The following is a 20288-nucleotide window of genomic DNA, read 5'->3' on the forward strand; positions in this document are numbered from 1 at the left end:
CTAAAGAAAATTGACTTCTATACTGGCGACTACTTACAGGAGCAAAGATACAAATGCCTGGATAAAGATAAAAATATTATCAGCAAGGCATCACAAATGATGCAGGATTCTTTGTTGTGAATGACTTACCAAGAGGTACTTACTACTTTCAAGAATATGGATCACCTAATGGATATCCATTAAATGATAGACTAGTAAAATTTGAAATCAAAGATAACTATGAAATTATTGTTGTAGAATTGGAAAATGCAAAAATATATGCAAAACACTCACAAACTAGAGATATAAGAGGAATGTTAGTTGGATTGTTTGGAATCTTATTAATCACAAGCGTAACAATACTTCTTTATTTAAAGTTAAAACCTAAAAAGAAAGATTAGGTACTCCCTTTGAATAATGTTCGCTCTCCTACTGTAAAATATATAATTAAAATAAAAATTCAAAATAGAAAGAGGTAAAAATTATGATATTAAAACATGTAATTTCAAATATAGAGAAAACGTTTGGAAACTTAGAATACGCCAGTTAAGGTGAAATCGAACAGAGAAGAATTAATGGAAAACAGACCACTATTTCAAGAAAATATAATCTGTATTCAGATGTTCAACGAGCTGATGATATTGTTGTAATTCTTCCAGCACAAGCTGGCGAAAAACAATTTTAACCTGAAGATAAAGTAAAGTTACAAAATGAAGATAGAACGGTTTCAAATGAAATTAAGGAACGTACATATGATTTGAAATCCAGAGCACAAGGTTGCATGATTCAAGTTAGTATTCCAGCATCTGCTGGCGAAAAGAAATTTGATTACAATACAGAAGTAGAATTAATCAATCCAATTGCTGACACAGTAGCTACAGCAACATTTCAAGGCGCAAATGTAGATTGGTACGTAAAGGCAGATAATATTGTTCTGAAAAACAATAAAACTACATCTGCTACTCCTATAAATAAAAAAGATTAAGGGATAGAAAATTAGGCGAAGTTTATTAGATTTTTTAAGTATCGTGATAAGAAAATTCGCGCAAGAGATAATCAACTTGTACTCATGTTTTTTCTAATAGTTGCCAGCACAATGTTTTTAATAACAACCTTTATTTTTAATGCTAAATCACTTACCAGTATAGAATGGGAAAAGTTAAAACTACTAGATGCTAATTTTAGTGACTTTAATGTTTCCTACTTTATATAAACCTAATCACATTTATGCTTTTACTAATACATTTATTATATGTGTATCGGAAATATAAAATCGACCACTTCAAGCAATTAGTTCACAGACAAAAAATAGCAAGAATGATTTTAGAAAATGGATGGTACGAAGCTTATACTACTCCTTCATCTAGATTTTTTGAGTATTTAAAAAGTAGTCAATCAAAAAAAAATTACTAAGTTTCCAAGAATATATTATCAAATGAAAAATGGTTTACTTCATATTCAAGTTGAGATTGTCCTTGGTAAATACCAAGATCAATTTCTTCACTTGGAGAAAAAATTGGAAATTAGATTCTACTGTGAGTTAGTATCAAAAGAATTGAAAGATTCATTTGTAGAATATGTAATATTCTATGATACAATCAGCAATCGAATTAGTATTGATGATGCAACTGTTAATAATGGAAAACTTAGGCTGATGAAAAATGTATACTGAGATTTTGATAATCTTCCCCATATGCTCTTGGCTGGTGGAATTGGTGGTGGAAAAACATATTTCATTTTACCTTAATCAAGGCATTAGCAGAAACAAGTGCAAACCTATATATCCTTGACCCTAAGAACAGTGACCTTACAGATTTGGATGTTATAATTCCCAACGTGTACCACAAAAAAGAAGATATGATTTCTTGCTTGAATAAATTTTATGATGACATGATGGAACGTAATCAACAGATGAAGCAAATGAGTGGTTATAAAACAGGTGAAAACTACGCTTATCTAGGTTTATCTGCAAACTTCTTAGTGTTTGATGAGTATGTTGCATTCATGGATGCTATCGGTTGTGAATCTACAGATGTTATGTCTAAGCTAAAGCAAATTGTAATGCTTGGTTGACAAAGTGGATTCTTCTTAATTCTTGCCTGTCAACGACCTGACGCAAAATATTTAGGTGATGGAATTAAAGACCAATTCAATATGAGAATCGCATTAGGGGGAATGTCTGACCTTGAATATAACATGATGTTTGGAGAAACAAATAAAGACTTTTTCATAAAACAAATCAAAGGACGAGGATACATTGATGTTGGAACAAATGTAATCAGTGAATTCTATACCCCACTAATCCCAACTGATTATATCTTTCTAAAGTCTATTTCATTCAAGACACCTATCAATGAAAATGATGAATTGTCATAATTCTTTTGGTATAATAAAACAAAAGAAAGGATGATTTTATGGCAGAAAGAGCATATAGTTTGGAATTAAGAAAAAATGTTACAGCTAAAGAAGCGTTAAAGCTTGCACGTACTGGTGTGCTAGTGGATAAACACAACTTCCAATGTTGTGATAAAAAATGTGGCGTATCACTAACTTGTTCTAACTGGGATAGTCCAGGGAAAAGAGATTTCTTTCGTGTTTCGACAAATGAGCGCTGGCATGAGGTTGGATGTAGTGAAGTAACGCTGAAAGAGGAAAAACAGTTTATTGAAACTGAAACTCAGGATGCAAAAACCGTTATTAGTAAAAATGAATTGATTAAAATGGTTAAATCTATACCACAAGCATCACATACTGAAAAAAATAGTGATATCGAATCAGAATCACAAGGAGAGAAATCAAGAAGTTCATCTTCTACCAGTAAACAAGTAAGAAAAGAAGCACATAATTATTATTCACTAGAAAGTTTTATCAACTTAAACAAAGATAAAGATATTTCAAAAATTGATAAAATTCTCAAAATCAATGATGAAACACTATCACTTAATGATTTATTTATTAAATCAACAAGTCGCTTCTTTCCGTGGGGAAAAGATAGAATATTTTATGGCAAAGCCAAGCTAACAAGAGTTAACGATAAGAAGGACATGGTGCAAATTGAGTTTATCGACAGCACTTTACCAAAAATATATTCAAACATCCCTATGCTTTCAAAACGTAGCGGGACTTCAAACATTACTAAGTATTTAGATACTGGAATGTTCCCTACCATTTTTTTTAGAGGAAAGATAATCACTGGTGGGAAAAAGTCTGATTCCTTTAATGAAAAGATTTACACAGATTTATACTTCAAGTAAATCTTAGTATTTTGTTTTGATGACGTACGAAGTGAAAGTCGTAAAAAAACAAAATATACTGTGGGGCATTTGCCACACAGTGAATAGCCCATCATAGCTAACAGAGGGGCACAAAACGATAAATTACAACGACAAAAGGTCTTGAAACGCCTATTATTAGCTGATTTCAAGGCTTTTTTATTGATGTGACATATTTAAGTAAATGTCACACATTTAGAATGGAGGTATAACAATAAAGCAACTATGGTTTGAAACACTAAAGTCTAAAAGAATCGATTATAGTGTTTCCCAACATAAATTAGCAGTCGCTAGCGGTATTACAAGAGAATATCTTAGCAGGATTGAAAATGGTCGTGTAGAACCAACAAAAGCAATCAAACAATTACTTGATGATACCATAGACAGACTAAACCCTATTCTCACACTTGAAATGATGTTTGACTATATGAGAATAAGGTTTCCAACAATTGATACTAAAGAAGTTGTTGAAACATTTTTTGGGGTTGAAATTCGAGTTTATGTCTCATGAAGTATATGGATTCTATTCATACGATGAACATTATTATTATGGTGATATTATTGTCTTAGCAAGCCATGATATTCAAAAAGGAGTTTTGGTTGAACTCAAAGGAAAAGGATGTAGACAATTTTAATGTTTTCTGCTAACACAAAGTAGAACATAGTATGACTTCTTTCTTGATTGCTAAATTGCAAAAGGTGTATTTAAACGAGCTGATTTAGCAATCAACGATAAAGTTAGAATATTTTCAATTCCTGAGTTAATCACCAAATCAAAAAATGGTGAATGCATTTCAGTTTTTCGTAGTTTTAAAAATACGGAATCAGGAGAAATTTCAAAACCAATTAATGACGATGGAATGGACAGTACATTATATATTGGTTCAATGCAAAGCAAACTTCATTTTTGTATCTATGAAAAAGATTATGAACAGTACATTAAGAACAACATTCCAATAGAGGAGGCAGAAATTAAAAATCTTTTGAAATACGATTAAAAAGTGAACTAGCAAATAAAGCTATCATTGACTTAATAACCTATCAAGATGTTGAACGAACCTGCTTTTCCATTATTAACCGATATGTGAGATTTGTAGATGAAGATATCAACAAAGAAAAAAGGATTGGAAAAACAGCACTATGTGGGATTGTTTCATCGGTAAGAATCGTGAGAAACTAAGATTTACTACAAAACCAGAACCATATTCCATTAACAAAACAATTCATTGACTAAGCAAACAAGTGATGCCTACTATCAAAACATTAAAAAAAATTGATAAAGAATTAAATACAACAATTTATCAAGATTTAGAAAAGCACGTAAAGTTATCTTCAAAACATAAAGTTATCATTGCACAAGCTACTACTTCGATAGAAGTAGTAAATTTAATACGCAAAGGAGATGATTAAATGAATTTCGGACAAAATTTATATAATTGGTTTTTAAGTAATGCACAATCCCTAGTATTGCTAGCAATTGTAGTTATTGTACTATTTTTAGGATTTAAACGTGAGTTTTCAAAACTTATTGGATTTCTGGTAATCGCATTGATTGCAGTTGGATTAGTATATAACGCTGGTGGTGTTAAAGATGTATTACTAAGTATTTTCAACAAAATTATCGGGGCATAGAAAGGAGTATTTAATGAACGAGTTAAGTGTTTATATTACCAATCTTGGCAAATACAATGAAGGTGAAATAGTCGGTGCGTGGTTTAATTTACCCGTTGATTTTGAAGAAGTAAAAGAAACAATTGGGCTAAATGACGAATATGAGGAATTTGCAATTCATGATTACGAGCTACCAGTTAAGATCAGCGAGTATACATCAATAAATGAATTAAATGAACTTGCATCAAAACTTCAGGAGCTTGAAGGAACACCAATTTATGATTGTATAGATGAAATTATGAATAATTGGTTTAATATATTAGATGAAATCATTGAACATCAAGTTGACATTATTTGTTATAGTGATTGTCATTCCACGGAAGATTTAGCACGATATTTTATCGAAGAACTAAGACTTTTTGGAGAAATATCAGATAAGTTAGAACCATATATCGATTACATGAAACTTGGAAGAGATTTAGATATTGAAGGTAATTATATTCTAAGCAAAAATGGTGTTTTGGAATATAATTAATATTAGTTTAAAACGGCTTATAGATTAGCAGACTCTTTTTTGGTATAATTAAAAAAACTATAATAAGGGGTGAACTTATGAAAGAGCACTATATGAGATATACATCTGATTTAGCTGGTTCAAGGACTAAAAATAGATTTAGAGTAGAATTACTTTGGGGGCTTGATAAAATCTTCACTCAATATAAGCAAAATAAAGATTTCAAAGTTATTTTTGACTATGTTTGCGATATAGAGTTACATACAACTGAAACATTTGAATTTTATCAAGTTAAAACTTCATCTAAAAAACAACATACGGTTGCGAAACTATGTGAACGAAAAAAAAGCAAAGATATTCAAGTCAGCTCTATTCTTGGAAAACTGTATTCTTTGAGGTTAGAAGATGAGAAAAATAATGCTCCAACTTCAAAACTAGCTATAGTTTCTAATCATGCTCTAAAAGAATTAAATTCAGTGACAGAGTATAATGTCGAAATCCCATTTAGCGAATTAACAAAAGTACAGCAAGAAATAATTAAAAAAAATTTAAATAATGAATTTCCTGAAAAATCAGATATTTGTCTTGATAATATTTATTACATCAAGACTGACATCCCTATTGAAAATCCACATGAAATATTACTTGGAAGAACGTCTTATTTTTTTGAAGAGACAATGAATGAAGAATTACTTAGACCAAAAGTATTATTCAATTTATTGACAGATGAAATTCAAAGTAAAGCATGTTATGAAAAATCATGTCAAACATATGATGAGCTTATAGAAAAAAAATCACTTTCAGGACATAAAATCGAAGAAATTCTAAATAGATTCACAGAAAAAAATAAACAAATTACAGATTTATGTAAATGTGAAATAAGTACACATATTACAAATTTTAAAAATAGAATAAAATGGAAAGAATCCCTAAAGAGAATGGTATACGATTTACAAAATGATGAACAACGTAAATCAATAGAGCTGAGTATTCTCGAAAAAATCAGTGAGGATAAATTGCAAGACTCAATTCTTGAAACAATTGATTTATTGGTCGATGAAAGCAACGCATTATTTCCAATCGAATATTCAACTATAGACAAAAAAACTTTAGTATTGATTACTTTAAAAAAATGGGAGGAAAATATGTATGAATAGTCTTATTATCAATAACCTATATATATACTCAAATAGCGAAAAAATCGCAAAACATGTTGCATTTTCTAAAGATATAAACATAATTACCTCAAGTCAGGTAGACGGGAACAAGAGGGGTAAATCACTTATACTTAAAAGCATTTACTATACACTTGGAGCAGAGCCATTTTTTGATAAAATGTTGGAGCAAAATCAAAAAATATTTATTTTGGAATTCTCCATTAAAAATAATATTTATTTTATATTAAGAACTTGTAAACTATTTAAGATTTTTAATTCTAACAATGATTTACTCTTAATGACTACAAGTGCCAGTGAACTCGCTGAAAAACTATATGAGCTATTTCAATTCAAAATTATGTTGCCGAAAAGAGGTTCAAATGAACTTGTGATAGCACCACCTGCATATGCATACTTGTTAAATTATATTGACCAAGATAAAATGGATGGTAGCAAATTCAACTCTTTTGGCTCACTACAGCAGTTTAAAGATTTTAAAACAGATTTAATTTTCACTCATTTCGGGGTATTAGATGAACTGTATTTCAATTTAATCAATCAAATTGATACCTGTACTAACAAAATTTCCCGTCTAAAAGAAGAGCTAGCACTTATAAATAATTTAATAAACAAAATAAATGAAGATATGAAATCAAATAATAGCATACCCTCTACTAACTCTGATACTTTAGAATATGAAATTCAGAAAAATGAAAAACATTATGAAAGTATTTATAATAAATTAAATAAAGCAAAAGAAAAACTTACACAATACAGAAATACAAAATTTGAGTTAGAAAAGATGTTAAAAGAAATTGATAAAAATATAAAACTAGTAAATAGAAATTTGAAAACGATCAAGTCTTCCCATACCTGTCCCCATTGTGATAGTGTTCTTGAAGATACTTTTGATTTAAGAGCTAATGAATATTCTAATGAAGAAGATTTAACATCATTAAAAATTGAATTTCAAGGGGATTTAAATGTTCTGTTCGTTCAAATTGAAAAAGAGGAACAACACTATAAGGAACTTCTACAACTGTTGTCTGAGTATGAATCAAAAATTAATGCTATATCTATTAATAAGGAAGAAATTCTTAAAATCCAAGGGTACTCGAATATAAAAACAAAGTTACTTAGAGATGAAAATGTCTTAATAAGCAAATCAAATAGTGAGGAAAACAAACTTAAAATATTGAAAAAAAAGAAAACAGAATATACTGACAAGAAAAAGAAAATAGATTTGAAATATTATGAATTTATGAAATCAGATGCTATGAATTTCAGCTTGTCTGAAATTACAGATGAAGATATACAAGGAGTTAGCAAAAATTTAAGTGCTCAAGGTAGTAACAAATCTATTATTACATTAATTTGGCACTTCAACCTTCTTAAACTTAAATATTTGTTCAACGATTCAGTTATCAGATTTCCAATAATTTTGGATAGCCCAGCTGGAGCGGAATTAGACGATGATAATGATGAAAGAGTTTTTAAATATTTATCAGATTGTAAATTTGATAATACCCAACACATTATTTCAACATTAGGTTTCGAAACGAAACAAAATAACTTTGGAGAAAATATTAACATTATAAAACTTACTAATCAAAAATATAAACTTCTAAATAATGATGATTACAATGAACATATTTGGTTACTAGACAAGTTGATGGAAATACGATAATTATACTATAAGAGCCTTATGTGGCTCTTATTTTATTTTAAAAAAAGGAAACAAAATGAAAAAAATAAGAAGTTACACCAGTATCTGGTTGGTAGAAAAAGTCATATATGCAATTAATGGTTTAAACTTACCATTTCCGGTTACATTTACACAAATGACATGGTTTGTATTGTCACTCTTTGTAGTGATGTTATTTAGTAATGTACCACCACTCTCTTGGGTTGATGGTGCAATTTTAAAATATACAGATATTCCTATTGGAATTACTTGGTTTATGAGTAAGAAAAGTTTTTATGGTAAGAAACCCTATGGATTTCTATAGTCTGTTATCTCCTACCTTGTAAAACCAAAAATATCTTATGAAGGTAAAAAGTTACAATGTGAAACCATAAAATTAAATGAACATATTACAACAGTTAGGAATGAAATGTTAGAATTATCAAATTAAATATATTGAAAACAATTTGGTGTTTAATCATCAAAGAAAATGTTTTGCCTATTATGAATTAATACCCTACAACTATTCTTTTCTATCTCTTGAGCAGAAATTTATAGTACATGATAATTTCAGGCAACTGATTGCACAAAATCGTGATGACAAAATCCATGCACTGCATATTAGTATGAAATCAAGTATCAAAGAGGTGCAAGAGCAATCCCCAAAAGAAGTAACTGGAAACTAAAAGACATTGCATATCAAAAAATAGATGAAAAGAGTGAAGCATTAGTTTCTATGATTGGTGAATACCAAGTAAACTATCGCTTTTTTATTGGCTTTAAACTACTATTAAATGAGCAAGAACTAAGTATTAAAAGTATTGATGAAGAACTATATCTTGCAATCTATGATTTTCTAAATGGAGCAAGTAACAAGTTAATGGGTGACTTTATCTACATGAATGATGATGAAGTAAATAGATTCATGAAAATGGAACATCTATTGGAAAGTAAGATATCAAGAAGATTCAAGATTAGAAAATTAGACAAGATGATTTCGGCAATATCTTAGACCACTTATACAATCAACACCAAGTAGGATATGAAAAATTATGAGTATCATTTACCCACTGAAAAAATCAATGGTAAGACTTTAGTTAAGCGGTGTGACTTACTTAAACCAACAAGATGCTTAATTGAAGAAAAATAACTCTATATCAAAATATCAAATGAGCATGAAACATCATATGTTGCTTGCTTTACGATTAACCCTATTATTGGAGGACTAGATTTTCCATCAAGTGAAATCTTCTATTATAAGCAACAACAATTTACATTCCCTATTGATACTTCAATGAGCATTGAAACTGTCGGTAATAAAAAAGCATTATCTACCGTTCGTAATAAGAAAAAGAAGCTAAAAGATTTAGATTCTCACGCTTATGAAAGTGATAATGATATCAGCAATAATATATTGGATGCATTAGATAGTGTCAATGAACTTGAAACAACACTAGATGCTAGTAATGAATTCATGTACAAACTAAGTTATTTGATTCGTGAATCTACATCTACTTTGGAAGAACTAACAAAAATATGCAATGAAGTAAAAGATTTTTACGATGATATGAGTATCTAGCTTGTTCGACCTTTTGGGGATATGCTAGTACTTCATAGTGAATTTCTATTTACTAGTAAACGTTACATGAATGATTATATTCAATACGTAACCTCAGACTTTATTGCCAGTCTTGGTTTTGTGCAACACAAATGTTAGGCGAGCGTGTGGCATCTATGTTGGATATAACTTAGACACAGGGTGAAATGTGTATTTGAAACCTGCCATTGCATCTCAAGGCGTAAAAGGATCAGTTACAAATGCACTTGCCTCTGCTTTCATTAGTTCATTAGGTGGTGGTAAATCATTCGCTAATAATAAGCTTGTATATTATGCTGTTCTTTATGGTGGACAAGTAGTTATTCTTGTCCAAAAATCTGAACGTGGCAAATGGAAAGAAACACTTCCTGAAATTGCACATGAAATTAACATTGTAAATCTAACCAGTGATGCGAAGAATAAAGGATTATTAGACCTTTATGTCATCTTGCAAAACACAAAGGATAGTGAAAATTTAGCAATTGATATCCTAACCTTTTTAACAGGGATTTCTTCAAGGGATGGGATAAAGTTTCCAATTCTTAGAAGAGCTATTCGTAATGTGACTTTAAATGAACAACGAGGATGACTTCTAAAAGTTATTGATGAACTAAGAAAAGAAAATAGTGAAGAAAGTAATGCGATTGCAGAACATATTGGAAGTTTTACGGATTACGATCTTGCTCATCTTCTATTCAGTGATGGAACGATTACACAATCCATTAGTTTAGAAAAACAGTTAAATATTATTCAAGTAGCTGACCTTGTCTTACCTGATGCTTCCTCTAATTTTTTAGAATACACAACCATGGAGCTATTAAGTGCTGCGATGCTAATTGATATTAGTACGTTTTCTCATGATTTCATCCACACAGACCGTTCTATCTTTAAAATCGTTGTTTAGATGAGGCTTATTCTTTCTTGCAAGTGGCACAAGGAAAAACACTTTCTATGAAGTTAGTGAAGGTTGGTCGAGCAATGAATGCTGTGGTGTACTTTGTAACGCAAAATTCAGATGATTTATTTGATGAGAAGTTAAAGAATAATTTAGGATTGAAGTTTGCTTTCCGTTCTACTGATATTAATGAAATTAAAAAAACACTAGAATTCTTTGGAGTTGATAAAGTAGATGAAAATAATCAAAAGCGACTTCGTAATTTAGAGAACGGACAATGTTTGATTAATAAGGTTCTATAATTTATAGGGTGGAATAACAATTTCAAGTATTGCTTGAATTGTTATCCACCCTTAAATTGTTAATATAAAGAAAAAGACATTTATCTTTGTTATAATTTAAGCGACAAAACTAAATTAAGGAGATAAATGTCATGATTAATAATAACATAATTAATAAAAACAATAAAGAATTAAAAGAAATTATTGGAATTAATGACTCCAATATTAATATATATAATTTTCAAGATGAAAAAATTAAAGATAATATTTCTAAAGTATTTTATGGAATTCTATTTTTTAATGATAATGTTTGCCCTAAATGTAATAAAGTTCATAATAAATTTTATGTACATAATAAAAAAGTATCTCTTATTAAATTACCTATGGTTTCTGGTTTTGATGCTTATTTAAAGCTTACTAAAACTCGTTACAAATGTATGAAATGTAATAAAACTTTTATTCCTGCTAATAATCTAACAAATCCTGGGTGTTTTATTTCTAATAAAGTTAAATATCTAATTGCTCTTAAATTAACTAGTATGCTTACTTGTACTTATATTGCTCAAGATCACAATGTATCTACTCATACTGTTTTTAGAGTATTAGATACTTATGCAGAGGCTGCTAAATCTACTACTATTAAATCCTATTTACCAAAAGTACTTCATTTTGATGAGTTTAAATCTACTAAAGATGCTGATGGCAATATGTCCTTTGTTATTATGGATGGTGAAAAAAGAAAGCTACTAGATATCGTAGAAAACAGACAAAAAGCTTACTTAGAGAACTATTTTAGCTACTATACAAAAGAAGCTATTGATAATGTTGAATATATTGTAATTGATATGTATACGCCTTATATTGAAATCATTAAAAATGTCTTTACTAATGCTAAAATAATATTAGATAGATTTCATATTTATCAGAATTTAACTAGAGCCTTTAATAAAACTAGAGTTGCAATTATGAATGCAGATGAAAAAAACAGAAATAAATTCAAAAATTTTTGGAAACCTATATTACAGTTAAAAGAGAATCTTTCAGAAGTGATGTTTAAGCATGCAACCTTTAATTACAAGTTTACAAACAATAAAGCAATTCTAAATTATTTAATCGAGAATATTACGAATATATAAAAGATGGTTTCAATGTTGAGTATAATAATGGAATAATAGAAGGTACAATATCTAAATTCAAGAAGTTAAAAACAATATCTTGCGGGTTTAGAAGATTTGAAAGATTAAAAACTAGAATAATGATACAAGAATTATTAATTGTATAGAAAAAGCATAAAAAAAAGGATACAACATTTCTGTTATATCCTGTACTAACTCATGTATCAAATTGTAAAAATTATACCTTATTTGACAAAATGCCTTTGTATTTTATTCCCACTCAATAGTACCTGGTGGTTTAGAAGTAATATCATATACTACTCTAGCTACTCCTGGTACTTCATTAATTATTCTAGTAGATATTTTAGCTAGTGATTTATGATCAATATCACAGAAGTCTGCTGACATTCCATCGATTGATGAAACTGCTCTAACTGCTACTACTTCTCCATATTGTCTTTGATCTCCAACTACTCCTACTGATTTTACTCCATTTAATAGCACTGCAAAGTATTGCCATGCATTGAATTTATCTGGACCTGCTTCTATTTCTTCTCTTACAATTGCATCTACATCTTGTAAAATAGCTACTTTATCAGGTGTTACTTCATTCATTACTCTTATTCCTAGACCTGGACCTGGGAATGGTTGACGATATACCATATGTTCTGGCATTCCTAAGATTACTCCTAGTTTACGAACTTCGTCTTTAAATAATTCTCTTAATGGTTCTACTAAACCAAATTGTAAATCTTCTGGTAATCCACCTACATTATGATGAGATTTTATTGTTTCAGCTGTTTTTGTTCCTGATTCAATTACATCTGCATATATTGTTCCTTGAGCTAACCATTTAGCATTATCAATTGTTGAAGCTACTTCATCAAAGACATCTATGAAAGTTCCTCCAATTATTTTACGTTTTGCTTCTGGATCAGTAGCACCTTTTAATTTTTTAAAGAATAATTCTCTTTCATCTTTTACTATTAATTTAAGGTTCATGTGTGAGAACATTTTTTCTACTTGTTCTGCTTCATTTTTACGTAGTAAACCATGATTTACAAAGACACATGTTAGTTGTCCTGGTATTGCTTTTTCAAGTAAGTAAGCAACTACACTTGAATCTACACCACCACTTAAAGCTAAAATTACATTATCTTTTCCTACTTTAGCTCTAATATCATTTACTAATGTATCTACTATGTCTACCATTGACCATTTATCTTGAATATCGCATAGTTCGACAAAGTTTTTAAGTATTTGTCCACCAAATTGTGTATGTGTTACTTCTGGGTGGAATTGGATACCATATATTTGTTTTTCATTATTTTCCATTGCTACAAATTCTGTATTATCTGAATGTGCAACTTTTGTAAATGATTCTGGAATACTAATAACTTTATCCATGTGAGACATCCAAGTTACTTGTTTGTCTGCAGTATCTTTAAATAATGTAGATCCTTTTACATCATCAACACTAATTTCAGTTTTTCCAAATTCTTTTACTGTACCTGGTACTACTTTACCACCTAATTCTTGTGATATAAGTTGCATTCCATAACATACTCCTAGAATTGGTACATTTAAATCAAAGATTCCTGGATTGATTGTGAAGGCACCTTCTTCATATACTGAATTAGGTCCTCCTGAAAGTACTATTCCTTTTAATAATTTATCTTTTTTTAATTCTTCAATATCGATATCATGATGTTGTAGTACTGAATATACTCCCATTTCTCTAATACGACGTACTATTAATTGGTTATACTGACTTCCATAATCTAGTACTAAAATATACTGTTTATCTATCATTATCTTTTACTCCCGTCATAGTTTGGCGCATTTTTTATTATGTTTAATGAATGTGGGTGTGATTCTTTTAATCCACTATTACTAATTTTAATAAATTTTGCTTTTTGTGTTAATTCTAATATATTACGTGCTCCATTATATCCTAGACCACTTCTTAATCCACCTTCTATTTGAAAAACAATGTCCTTAACATCACCTTTATAAGAAATCATTGATTCGATTCCTTCAGGAACTAATTTTGATGGTTCTTTAGCATTTTGGAAATATCTTTCTGAACTTCCACGTTTCATAGCTGCAAGTGAACCCATACCAACATATGATTTATATTCTTTTCCATCTATTTCTACTATTTCTCCTGGAGCTTCAGTTGTTCCAGCTAACATTTGTCCTAACATTGCAGTACTTGCACCAGCACCTATAGCCTTACAAATATCACCTGAAGTTTTCATTCCACCATCTGCTATTATTTTACAATCAGTGTATGCACAAGCTTCATATACGTCCATGATTGCAGTTATTTGTGGTACACCTACTCCAGCTATTACTCTTGTTGTACAGATTGATCCAGGGCCAATTCCAACTCTTATTGCATCAACACCAGCATCTATTAATGAAATAGCTGCTTCTCTTGTTGCAATGTTTCCTGCAATGATATCTAATCCTGGACAGTTATCTTTTGCAAATTTTACTGCTACTAATATATTTTTTGAGTGTCCATGAGCTGAATCTATAACAATAACATCAATACCCGCTTTATATAAAGCCATTGCTCTTGGTTCAAAGTCACTTCCAATAGAAACGCTTGCTCCAACTAGTAGTTTTCCATCGCTATCTGTAACGGCTTTTTTATCTTCTTTGTTTACTTTTGCCTCTTTAACTAATTCTACTTCTCTACTTTGTTGCTCAATAGTTAAGTTTTTGTGAATAATACCAATACCACCTAGTTTTGCCATAGCAATTGCCATTTCTGATTCACATACTGTATCCATTGGACTTGCAATTATTGGGATATTTAGTTTAATATTCTTTGTTAAATTAGTTTCTAAACTTGTTTGCATTGGTACTACTTTAGAAAATTGTGGTACTAATAATACATCGTCAAATGTTAATCCTTCGCCTAAAATTTTGCTCATTTCTTTACCTCCTGATTTATTTAAAAAAAAAGACATTATCTTCCTAATTAATGTGATAAATGTCTCTTAGAATAATACAAAATAACAAAAAGCTATAATAGTTTTTTGTTATCATGTATTATTAGTCTAGTTATTTACGGTAACTAGGTAGAGACTTGTCGTCCATATTACGACAATTATAATATACTTAATATAAATAATTCTACTACAAGTTGCATGTATTGTAAATGTATAATTAATGTTATTTTGTATTATTTGTAAAGTTGTTTGCAGATAGACTATTAATTGCATTATCTAGTTGGTTTCTGCTAACTTTTGTATACATCTGTGTAGTAGATAGGCTTTCATGGCCTAATAATTCCTGTAGTGTTCTAAGGTCCATGCCATTTTGTAATAGATGAGTTGCAAAGGTATGTCTAAACTGGTGTGGTGTTATATTTTGTAGATGAATGAATTTTTTCCACTTTTCTTTTAGTACATATTGAACTCCTCTACTTGTTAATCTATTACCATCTTTATTTAAAAATAAAGCTTTTTCTTCTTTATTTTTTAGTAGTTCTACTCTTCCATTATCTTGATAATGTAGTAGTAGTTTTTTGGTACTTTCTGCAAAGAAAACATCACGCCATTTACTTCCTTTACCTAATACTCTAATATGATTATTTTCATAATCTATATCACTTACATTTAAATTTTCTAATTCGTGTACTCTAAGGCCACTTGCATATAATAATTCAAATATAGCTTTATTTCGTTGGTCTAGATTGGTGTTAGAAAAACTATCTAAGAATTTCATTAATGATTCTAATTCTATTAAATCTACTACTTTTTGTTCTTTTTTTGGTATAACTATTTTATCAAAAAAGTTATCTTTTATAATATCTTTTTGTAACAACATATTATAAAAACTTTTTATAGATGATATCTTTCTTGCTTGTGTACTATTGCTTAATTTTTTGTCATATAAGTATTCTAGATATTCTAATGTATCTTCATAATTAATTTTTGTAATGTCTTTTTTAAAGTATTTACTAAACTGGATTACATCTTTTAAGTATGCTTCTACTGTTTTAGGACTTAATCCTTTTTCAAATGATAAATATTCAAAGAAAGTGTTATTTATTAAGTCCATGGTATTGAATATACTCTTCCATAGTTTTTAAAGCTAATGTAGCATATGCTTCTTTTTTATCTTTTTTTCTAACTTTATTAGGAAGTTCTTTTACAATGCCCCAGTTAGCATTCATCGGTTGAAAATCTTTTGTTGAAGTCGCTGTAATATAATGGGCCATACTTCCTAAGATTGTTTCTTGTGGAAAGACTAGTTCTGGTTCATTGTTTAAATATCTAACCATGTTAATTGCTGCATTTAAACCTGATGCAATACTTTCAACATAACCTTCTACCCCACTTAATTGACCTGCAAAGAATAGATCTTCTCTTTGTTTACTTTGATAGGTATTCTTTAATACTTTTGGCGCATTAATAAAGGTATTACGATGCATTACTCCATATCTTATTATGTTAGCTTTTTCTAATCCAGGTATCATTTGAATTATTTTCTTTTGTTCTGGCCATGTAAGATGAGTTTGAAAACCTACAAGATTATATAGTGTTGCTTTAGCATCATCTTGTCTTAACTGAACTACTGCATATGGTCTTTCACTACTATTTCTTTCTAATCCTATTGGTTTAAGCGGACCATATGTAAGTGTTTGTCTACCTCTTCTTGCCATCTCTTCTATTGGCATGCATCCTTCAAAAAATATTTCTTTTTCAAATTCTCTTAATTTTACTACATCTGCTTGTACTAAAGCATCATACCAATTATCAAATTGATCTTTTTCCATTGCACAATTTATATATGATGCTTCTCCTTTATCATATCTAGATTTAAAATAGGCTTCATCCATGTTTATACTATCTTTTTCTATTATTGGTGCTGCGGCATCGTAAAAATATAGACTGTCTGCTTGTACAAAATTACTTATTTCATATGATAGATCATCACTTGTTAGTGGTCCTGTAGCAATTATTGTTGGTCCACTTGGTATTTTAGTAACTTCTTCATTTAATATGTTTATTAATTCTATATTCTTAATTTTTTCTGTAATAGCTTTTTGAAACCCATCACGATCAACTGCTAGTGCTGCCCCTGCTGGCACTGCGTGTTCGTATGCTGTTTGTAATACTATTGAATCTAACATTAACAATTCCTTTTTTAATACTCCTACTGCATTTATTAATTGATCTCCTCTTAATGAATTTGAACATACTAGTTCAGCAAAATCACCACTTGTGTGTGCTGGTGTCATTTTTTTTGGTCGCATTTCATATAAATCAACTTGTATACCCCTTTTAGCTAGTTGATATGCGGCTTCACTTCCTGCTAGTCCTGCTCCTATTACATTTACTTTTTTCAAATTTTACCACCCTTTCAGTAAGCTTATTATATCATGTTATATCTAAAAGTTGTTTGATTATTTTATATAAAAAACTTGCCTCCTTATTAGGAGACAAGTCTTGTTATTTTTGATTATTTTGCATCTTTTACTGTTTCTGCAAGTGATGTAAATAAGCCTGCCATATTTTGAATATCGCTTGGTATAATTACTTTATTTGCTTTTCCATCAGCTACTTTTGCAAATGTTTCTAATGATTTAAGGTTAATTACTGCTTGATCAATGTTTACATCTTTTATGTATTGAAGACCAGTTGCAGTTGCTTCGTTTACAAGTTTAATTGATTCAGCTTGAGCTTCAGCTGCTTTAATTACAGCTTGTTTTTGACCTTCTGCTTGTAGTATTAAACTTTCTTTTTCACCTTCTGCTTTTGTAATAGCAGATGTTTTTTGACCTTCAGCAATTAATATTGCTTCTCTTTTTTCTCGTTCTGCACGCATTTGTTTTTCCATTGCTTGTTGGATATCTAATGGTGGTATGATATTTTTAAGTTCTACACGGTTTACTTTAACTCCCCATGGATCTGATGCTTCATCTAAGATTGTACGCATTCTTGAGTTAATTGTATCTCTTGAAGTTAGTGATTCATCTAATTCTAAATCCCCAATGATATTACGTAATGTTGTTGCTGTTATGTTTTCGATAGCATTTAATGGGTTGTTTACTCCATATGTGTATAGTTTAGGATCTGTTACTTGAAAATAAACTACAGTATCTATTTGAATTGTAACATTATCTTTTGTGATAACTGGTTGAGGTGGAAAATCAATTACTTGTTCTTTTAATGATATTTTAGATACTGGTCTATCAATAAATGGAACAAAGAAGTGTATACCATTGTTACACACTCGGTTGAATGATCCTAGTCTTTCTATTACAACACATGTTGCTTGTTGTATTACTTTAATTCTTGTTGCTAAATAAGTTAGTAGTAAAATTGCTAATACAATAAATACTAATGGAATAATTTTATCTGCCATATTATTGTTCTCCTTTTTCGACGATGATTTTTGATCCAGCAATAGCTTTAATCTTTACTCTATCACCTTTTTTTATTTCTAATTTTTCTTCTTCTACTTTCGCAGTCCATTCTTTGCCATCAGCTTTCACTAAACCATCATTTAAAAATGATATATCACTTAAGGCTTCGCCATATGTTCCGATTACCAAATCTAAATTTGTTTTGACATGTTGATCATCTGGATCTACTTTAATCTTTGCTATTCTTCTTAATACTGGTATTAAATAATATAAGCATAAAGCTAATATTATTATGTAAACTATTATTTGAATTAGTATGTTTATATTTAAAATTGCCATTCCTAGTGGAATGATTGCGGCTATTGAAAAACAAATTGCGACCATTCCTGGTGTCATTGCTTCAAAAACAGCAAATCCAACAATTACAAACATCCAAATAAATAGCATGTGATCATTTGATATCATATTACTCAATTCCTTCTATGATGTCAACAAGGACATCGACATATTTTTTAGCTTCTTCATCACTGGCAGCTTCAACCATTACTCTTATTAAAGGTTCTGTTCCACTTGCTCTAAGTAAAACTCTACCATTATCTTTAAGTGTGTTTTCTACTTCTGTTACTTTTGTTAAAAGTAGTTCATTATTTAAGACTTTATCTTTATCAACTACTCTTACATTTTTTAATAATTGTGGATAAACTGTTAGTTCTTTTAACATCATATTTAGTGACTTGTTGAAATATTTTAAAGCATTTAATAATTGTATACCACTTAACATTCCATCTCCTGTATTTGCATATTCATTAAAAATAATATGACCTGATTGTTCTCCACCTAAGCTTAATTTATTTTTCTTTAAACTTTCATAAACATATTTATCTCCTACTGATACAACATCATAGGCAATATTATGTTTATCTAAGGCTTTGTATAAACCAATATTTGACATTACAGTTGTTACAATAGTATTATTTACTAATTTATCTTTTTCTTTTAAGTAGCGTGCACAAATATACATTATTTGATCACCATCTACTTCATTTCCTTCTTCATCTACTGCTAGTACTCTATCAGCATCTCCATCAAAAGCTAAACCTAAATCAAATCCTTCATTCTTTTTCACAAAATTTGCAATATTGTTTAAATGTGTTGAACCTGAATCAACATTAATGTTATAACCATCTGGTTTATTATCAATAATATATGCATTAATATTTAGATCTGATAATACTTTTGAAACTATTTGTGAAGCTGATCCATTAGCACAGTCCACTGCTATTTTGAATGAAGATAAATCTTCTTCTACTGTTGAAATAATATTATCAAGATAGTAGTTTACATGATCATTATATTCTATTATTCTACCTATATGATCACGACTTGTGTGCTTTAAATCAATTTTATTATCAATAAAGTCTTCTATTTCATTTTCTAATTCAGCTGAAATTTTTTCGCCTTTTTCATTAAATATTTTAATTCCATTATCATAGTATGGATTGTGTGATGCTGAAATCATAATTCCAGCTTTAAATTTATCATTCTTAGTTAGATATGATACACATGGTGTTGAAACTACACCAACATTGCATACATCTACTCCTTGTGAAGTTAGCCCTGCACACAGTGATGCACGCAACATATCTTTAGATATTCTAGTATCACTACCAATTATTACTTTATTTCCTTGATAGACATGTCCTAAATATTCTCCAATTTTAAAAGCCATTGCTGCTGTTAGTTTTTCATTTGCAACACCTCTTACTCCATCTGTTCCAAAATATTTTCCCATTTT

At 29.6% G+C, this 20288-nt stretch carries 15 protein-coding genes, 5 pseudogenes and 1 riboswitch; of the genes and pseudogenes, 13 read left to right on the forward strand and 7 right to left on the reverse strand.

The window, feature by feature from the left end; genetic code table 4:
- Positions 1-89: 89 nt before the first annotated feature.
- The 13 genes and pseudogenes from ACD762_RS06040 to ACD762_RS06100 all read left to right on the forward strand — a co-directional run bounded on the left by ACD762_RS06040 (position 90) and on the right by ACD762_RS06100 (position 12272).
- A complete protein-coding gene (locus ACD762_RS06040) occupies positions 90-380 on the forward strand; it encodes an MSCRAMM family protein (RefSeq protein ID WP_423364717.1) in 291 nt (96 codons plus the stop codon).
- Between the two features lie 83 nt (positions 381-463).
- Positions 464-964: pseudogene (locus ACD762_RS06045) on the forward strand (YdcP family protein).
- A 218-nt stretch (positions 965-1182) separates the two neighbouring features.
- Positions 1183-2313: pseudogene (locus tag ACD762_RS06050) on the forward strand (FtsK/SpoIIIE domain-containing protein); the annotation flags it as partial.
- Between the two features lie 80 nt (positions 2314-2393).
- On the forward strand, positions 2394-3233 hold the full coding sequence (locus ACD762_RS06055) for a hypothetical protein (protein WP_423363096.1): 840 nt from the start codon (positions 2394-2396) through the stop codon (positions 3231-3233).
- Between the two features lie 226 nt (positions 3234-3459).
- Positions 3460-4661, forward strand: a pseudogene (locus ACD762_RS06060) (replication initiation factor domain-containing protein).
- The gene (locus ACD762_RS06065) at positions 4662-4883 is read left to right on the forward strand and encodes a hypothetical protein (RefSeq protein WP_423363097.1); all 222 of its coding nucleotides are present in this window, start codon (positions 4662-4664) and stop codon (positions 4881-4883) included.
- A gap of 13 nt (positions 4884-4896) precedes the next feature.
- Positions 4897-5397 carry an antirestriction protein ArdA gene (locus ACD762_RS06070; RefSeq protein ID WP_423363098.1) on the forward strand — a complete coding sequence of 167 codons (501 nt, stop codon included), beginning with the start codon at positions 4897-4899 and terminating at the stop codon, positions 5395-5397.
- 77 nt (positions 5398-5474) lie between these two features.
- On the forward strand, positions 5475-6533 hold the full coding sequence (locus ACD762_RS06075; protein WP_423363099.1) for a dsDNA nuclease domain-containing protein: 1059 nt from the start codon (positions 5475-5477) through the stop codon (positions 6531-6533).
- A 358-nt stretch (positions 6534-6891) separates the two neighbouring features.
- Positions 6892-8220 carry a hypothetical protein gene (locus tag ACD762_RS06080; RefSeq protein WP_423363100.1) on the forward strand — a complete coding sequence of 443 codons (1329 nt, stop codon included), beginning with the start codon at positions 6892-6894 and terminating at the stop codon, positions 8218-8220.
- Between the two features lie 55 nt (positions 8221-8275).
- Positions 8276-8668, forward strand: a pseudogene (locus ACD762_RS06085) (conjugal transfer protein).
- A pseudogene (locus ACD762_RS06090) lies at positions 8664-10999 on the forward strand (ATP-binding protein); the annotation flags it as partial. The pseudogenes ACD762_RS06085 and ACD762_RS06090, both read left to right, overlap by 5 nt.
- Positions 11000-11142: 143 nt before the next feature.
- Positions 11143-12126 carry an ISL3 family transposase gene (locus ACD762_RS06095; RefSeq protein ID WP_423363101.1) on the forward strand — a complete coding sequence of 328 codons (984 nt, stop codon included), beginning with the start codon at positions 11143-11145 and terminating at the stop codon, positions 12124-12126.
- A 35-nt stretch (positions 12127-12161) separates the two neighbouring features.
- Positions 12162-12272, forward strand: coding sequence for a hypothetical protein (locus tag ACD762_RS06100; protein ID WP_423364718.1), 111 nt, complete (start codon positions 12162-12164; stop codon positions 12270-12272).
- Positions 12273-12375: 103 nt separating this feature from the next.
- Here ACD762_RS06100 and guaA read toward each other — a convergent pair whose 3' ends face one another.
- The 7 genes from guaA to glmM form a co-directional block, all read right to left on the reverse strand.
- Positions 12376-13917 carry a glutamine-hydrolyzing GMP synthase gene (gene guaA, locus ACD762_RS06105; protein WP_423363102.1) on the reverse strand — a complete coding sequence of 514 codons (1542 nt, stop codon included), beginning with the start codon at positions 13915-13917 and terminating at the stop codon, positions 12376-12378.
- Positions 13917-15050 carry an IMP dehydrogenase gene (guaB, locus tag ACD762_RS06110; RefSeq protein WP_423363103.1) on the reverse strand — a complete coding sequence of 378 codons (1134 nt, stop codon included), beginning with the start codon at positions 15048-15050 and terminating at the stop codon, positions 13917-13919. The genes guaA and guaB overlap by 1 nt, the downstream gene beginning before the upstream one ends.
- Before the next feature lie 102 nt (positions 15051-15152).
- A riboswitch (purine riboswitch) is annotated at positions 15153-15254 on the reverse strand.
- 37 nt (positions 15255-15291) lie between these two features.
- On the reverse strand, positions 15292-16182 hold the full coding sequence (gene xerA, locus ACD762_RS06115; RefSeq protein ID WP_423363104.1) for a site-specific tyrosine recombinase/integron integrase: 891 nt from the start codon (positions 16180-16182) through the stop codon (positions 15292-15294).
- Positions 16166-17473 (reverse strand): methylenetetrahydrofolate--tRNA-(uracil(54)-C(5))-methyltransferase (FADH(2)-oxidizing) TrmFO, encoded by a 1308-nt coding sequence (trmFO, locus tag ACD762_RS06120; protein WP_423363105.1) that lies wholly within the window; start codon positions 17471-17473, stop codon positions 16166-16168. The genes xerA and trmFO overlap by 17 nt, the downstream gene beginning before the upstream one ends.
- A 113-nt stretch (positions 17474-17586) precedes the next feature.
- Positions 17587-18492, reverse strand: coding sequence for an SPFH domain-containing protein (locus ACD762_RS06125; RefSeq protein ID WP_423363106.1), 906 nt, complete (start codon positions 18490-18492; stop codon positions 17587-17589).
- A gap of 1 nt (position 18493) precedes the next feature.
- Positions 18494-18958: an NfeD family protein gene (locus tag ACD762_RS06130; RefSeq protein WP_423363107.1), complete on the reverse strand. Its 465-nt coding sequence runs from the start codon at positions 18956-18958 to the stop codon at positions 18494-18496.
- Position 18959: 1 nt separating this feature from the next.
- The gene (glmM, locus tag ACD762_RS06135) at positions 18960-20285 is read right to left on the reverse strand and encodes a phosphoglucosamine mutase (protein WP_423363108.1); all 1326 of its coding nucleotides are present in this window, start codon (positions 20283-20285) and stop codon (positions 18960-18962) included.
- Positions 20286-20288 lie beyond the last annotated feature (3 nt).

Origin of the sequence: Mycoplasma sp. P36-A1 (assembly GCF_049478495.1) — a bacterium.
Lineage (GTDB): Bacteria > Bacillota_I > Bacilli_A > JAJDGJ01 > JAJDGJ01 > P36-A1.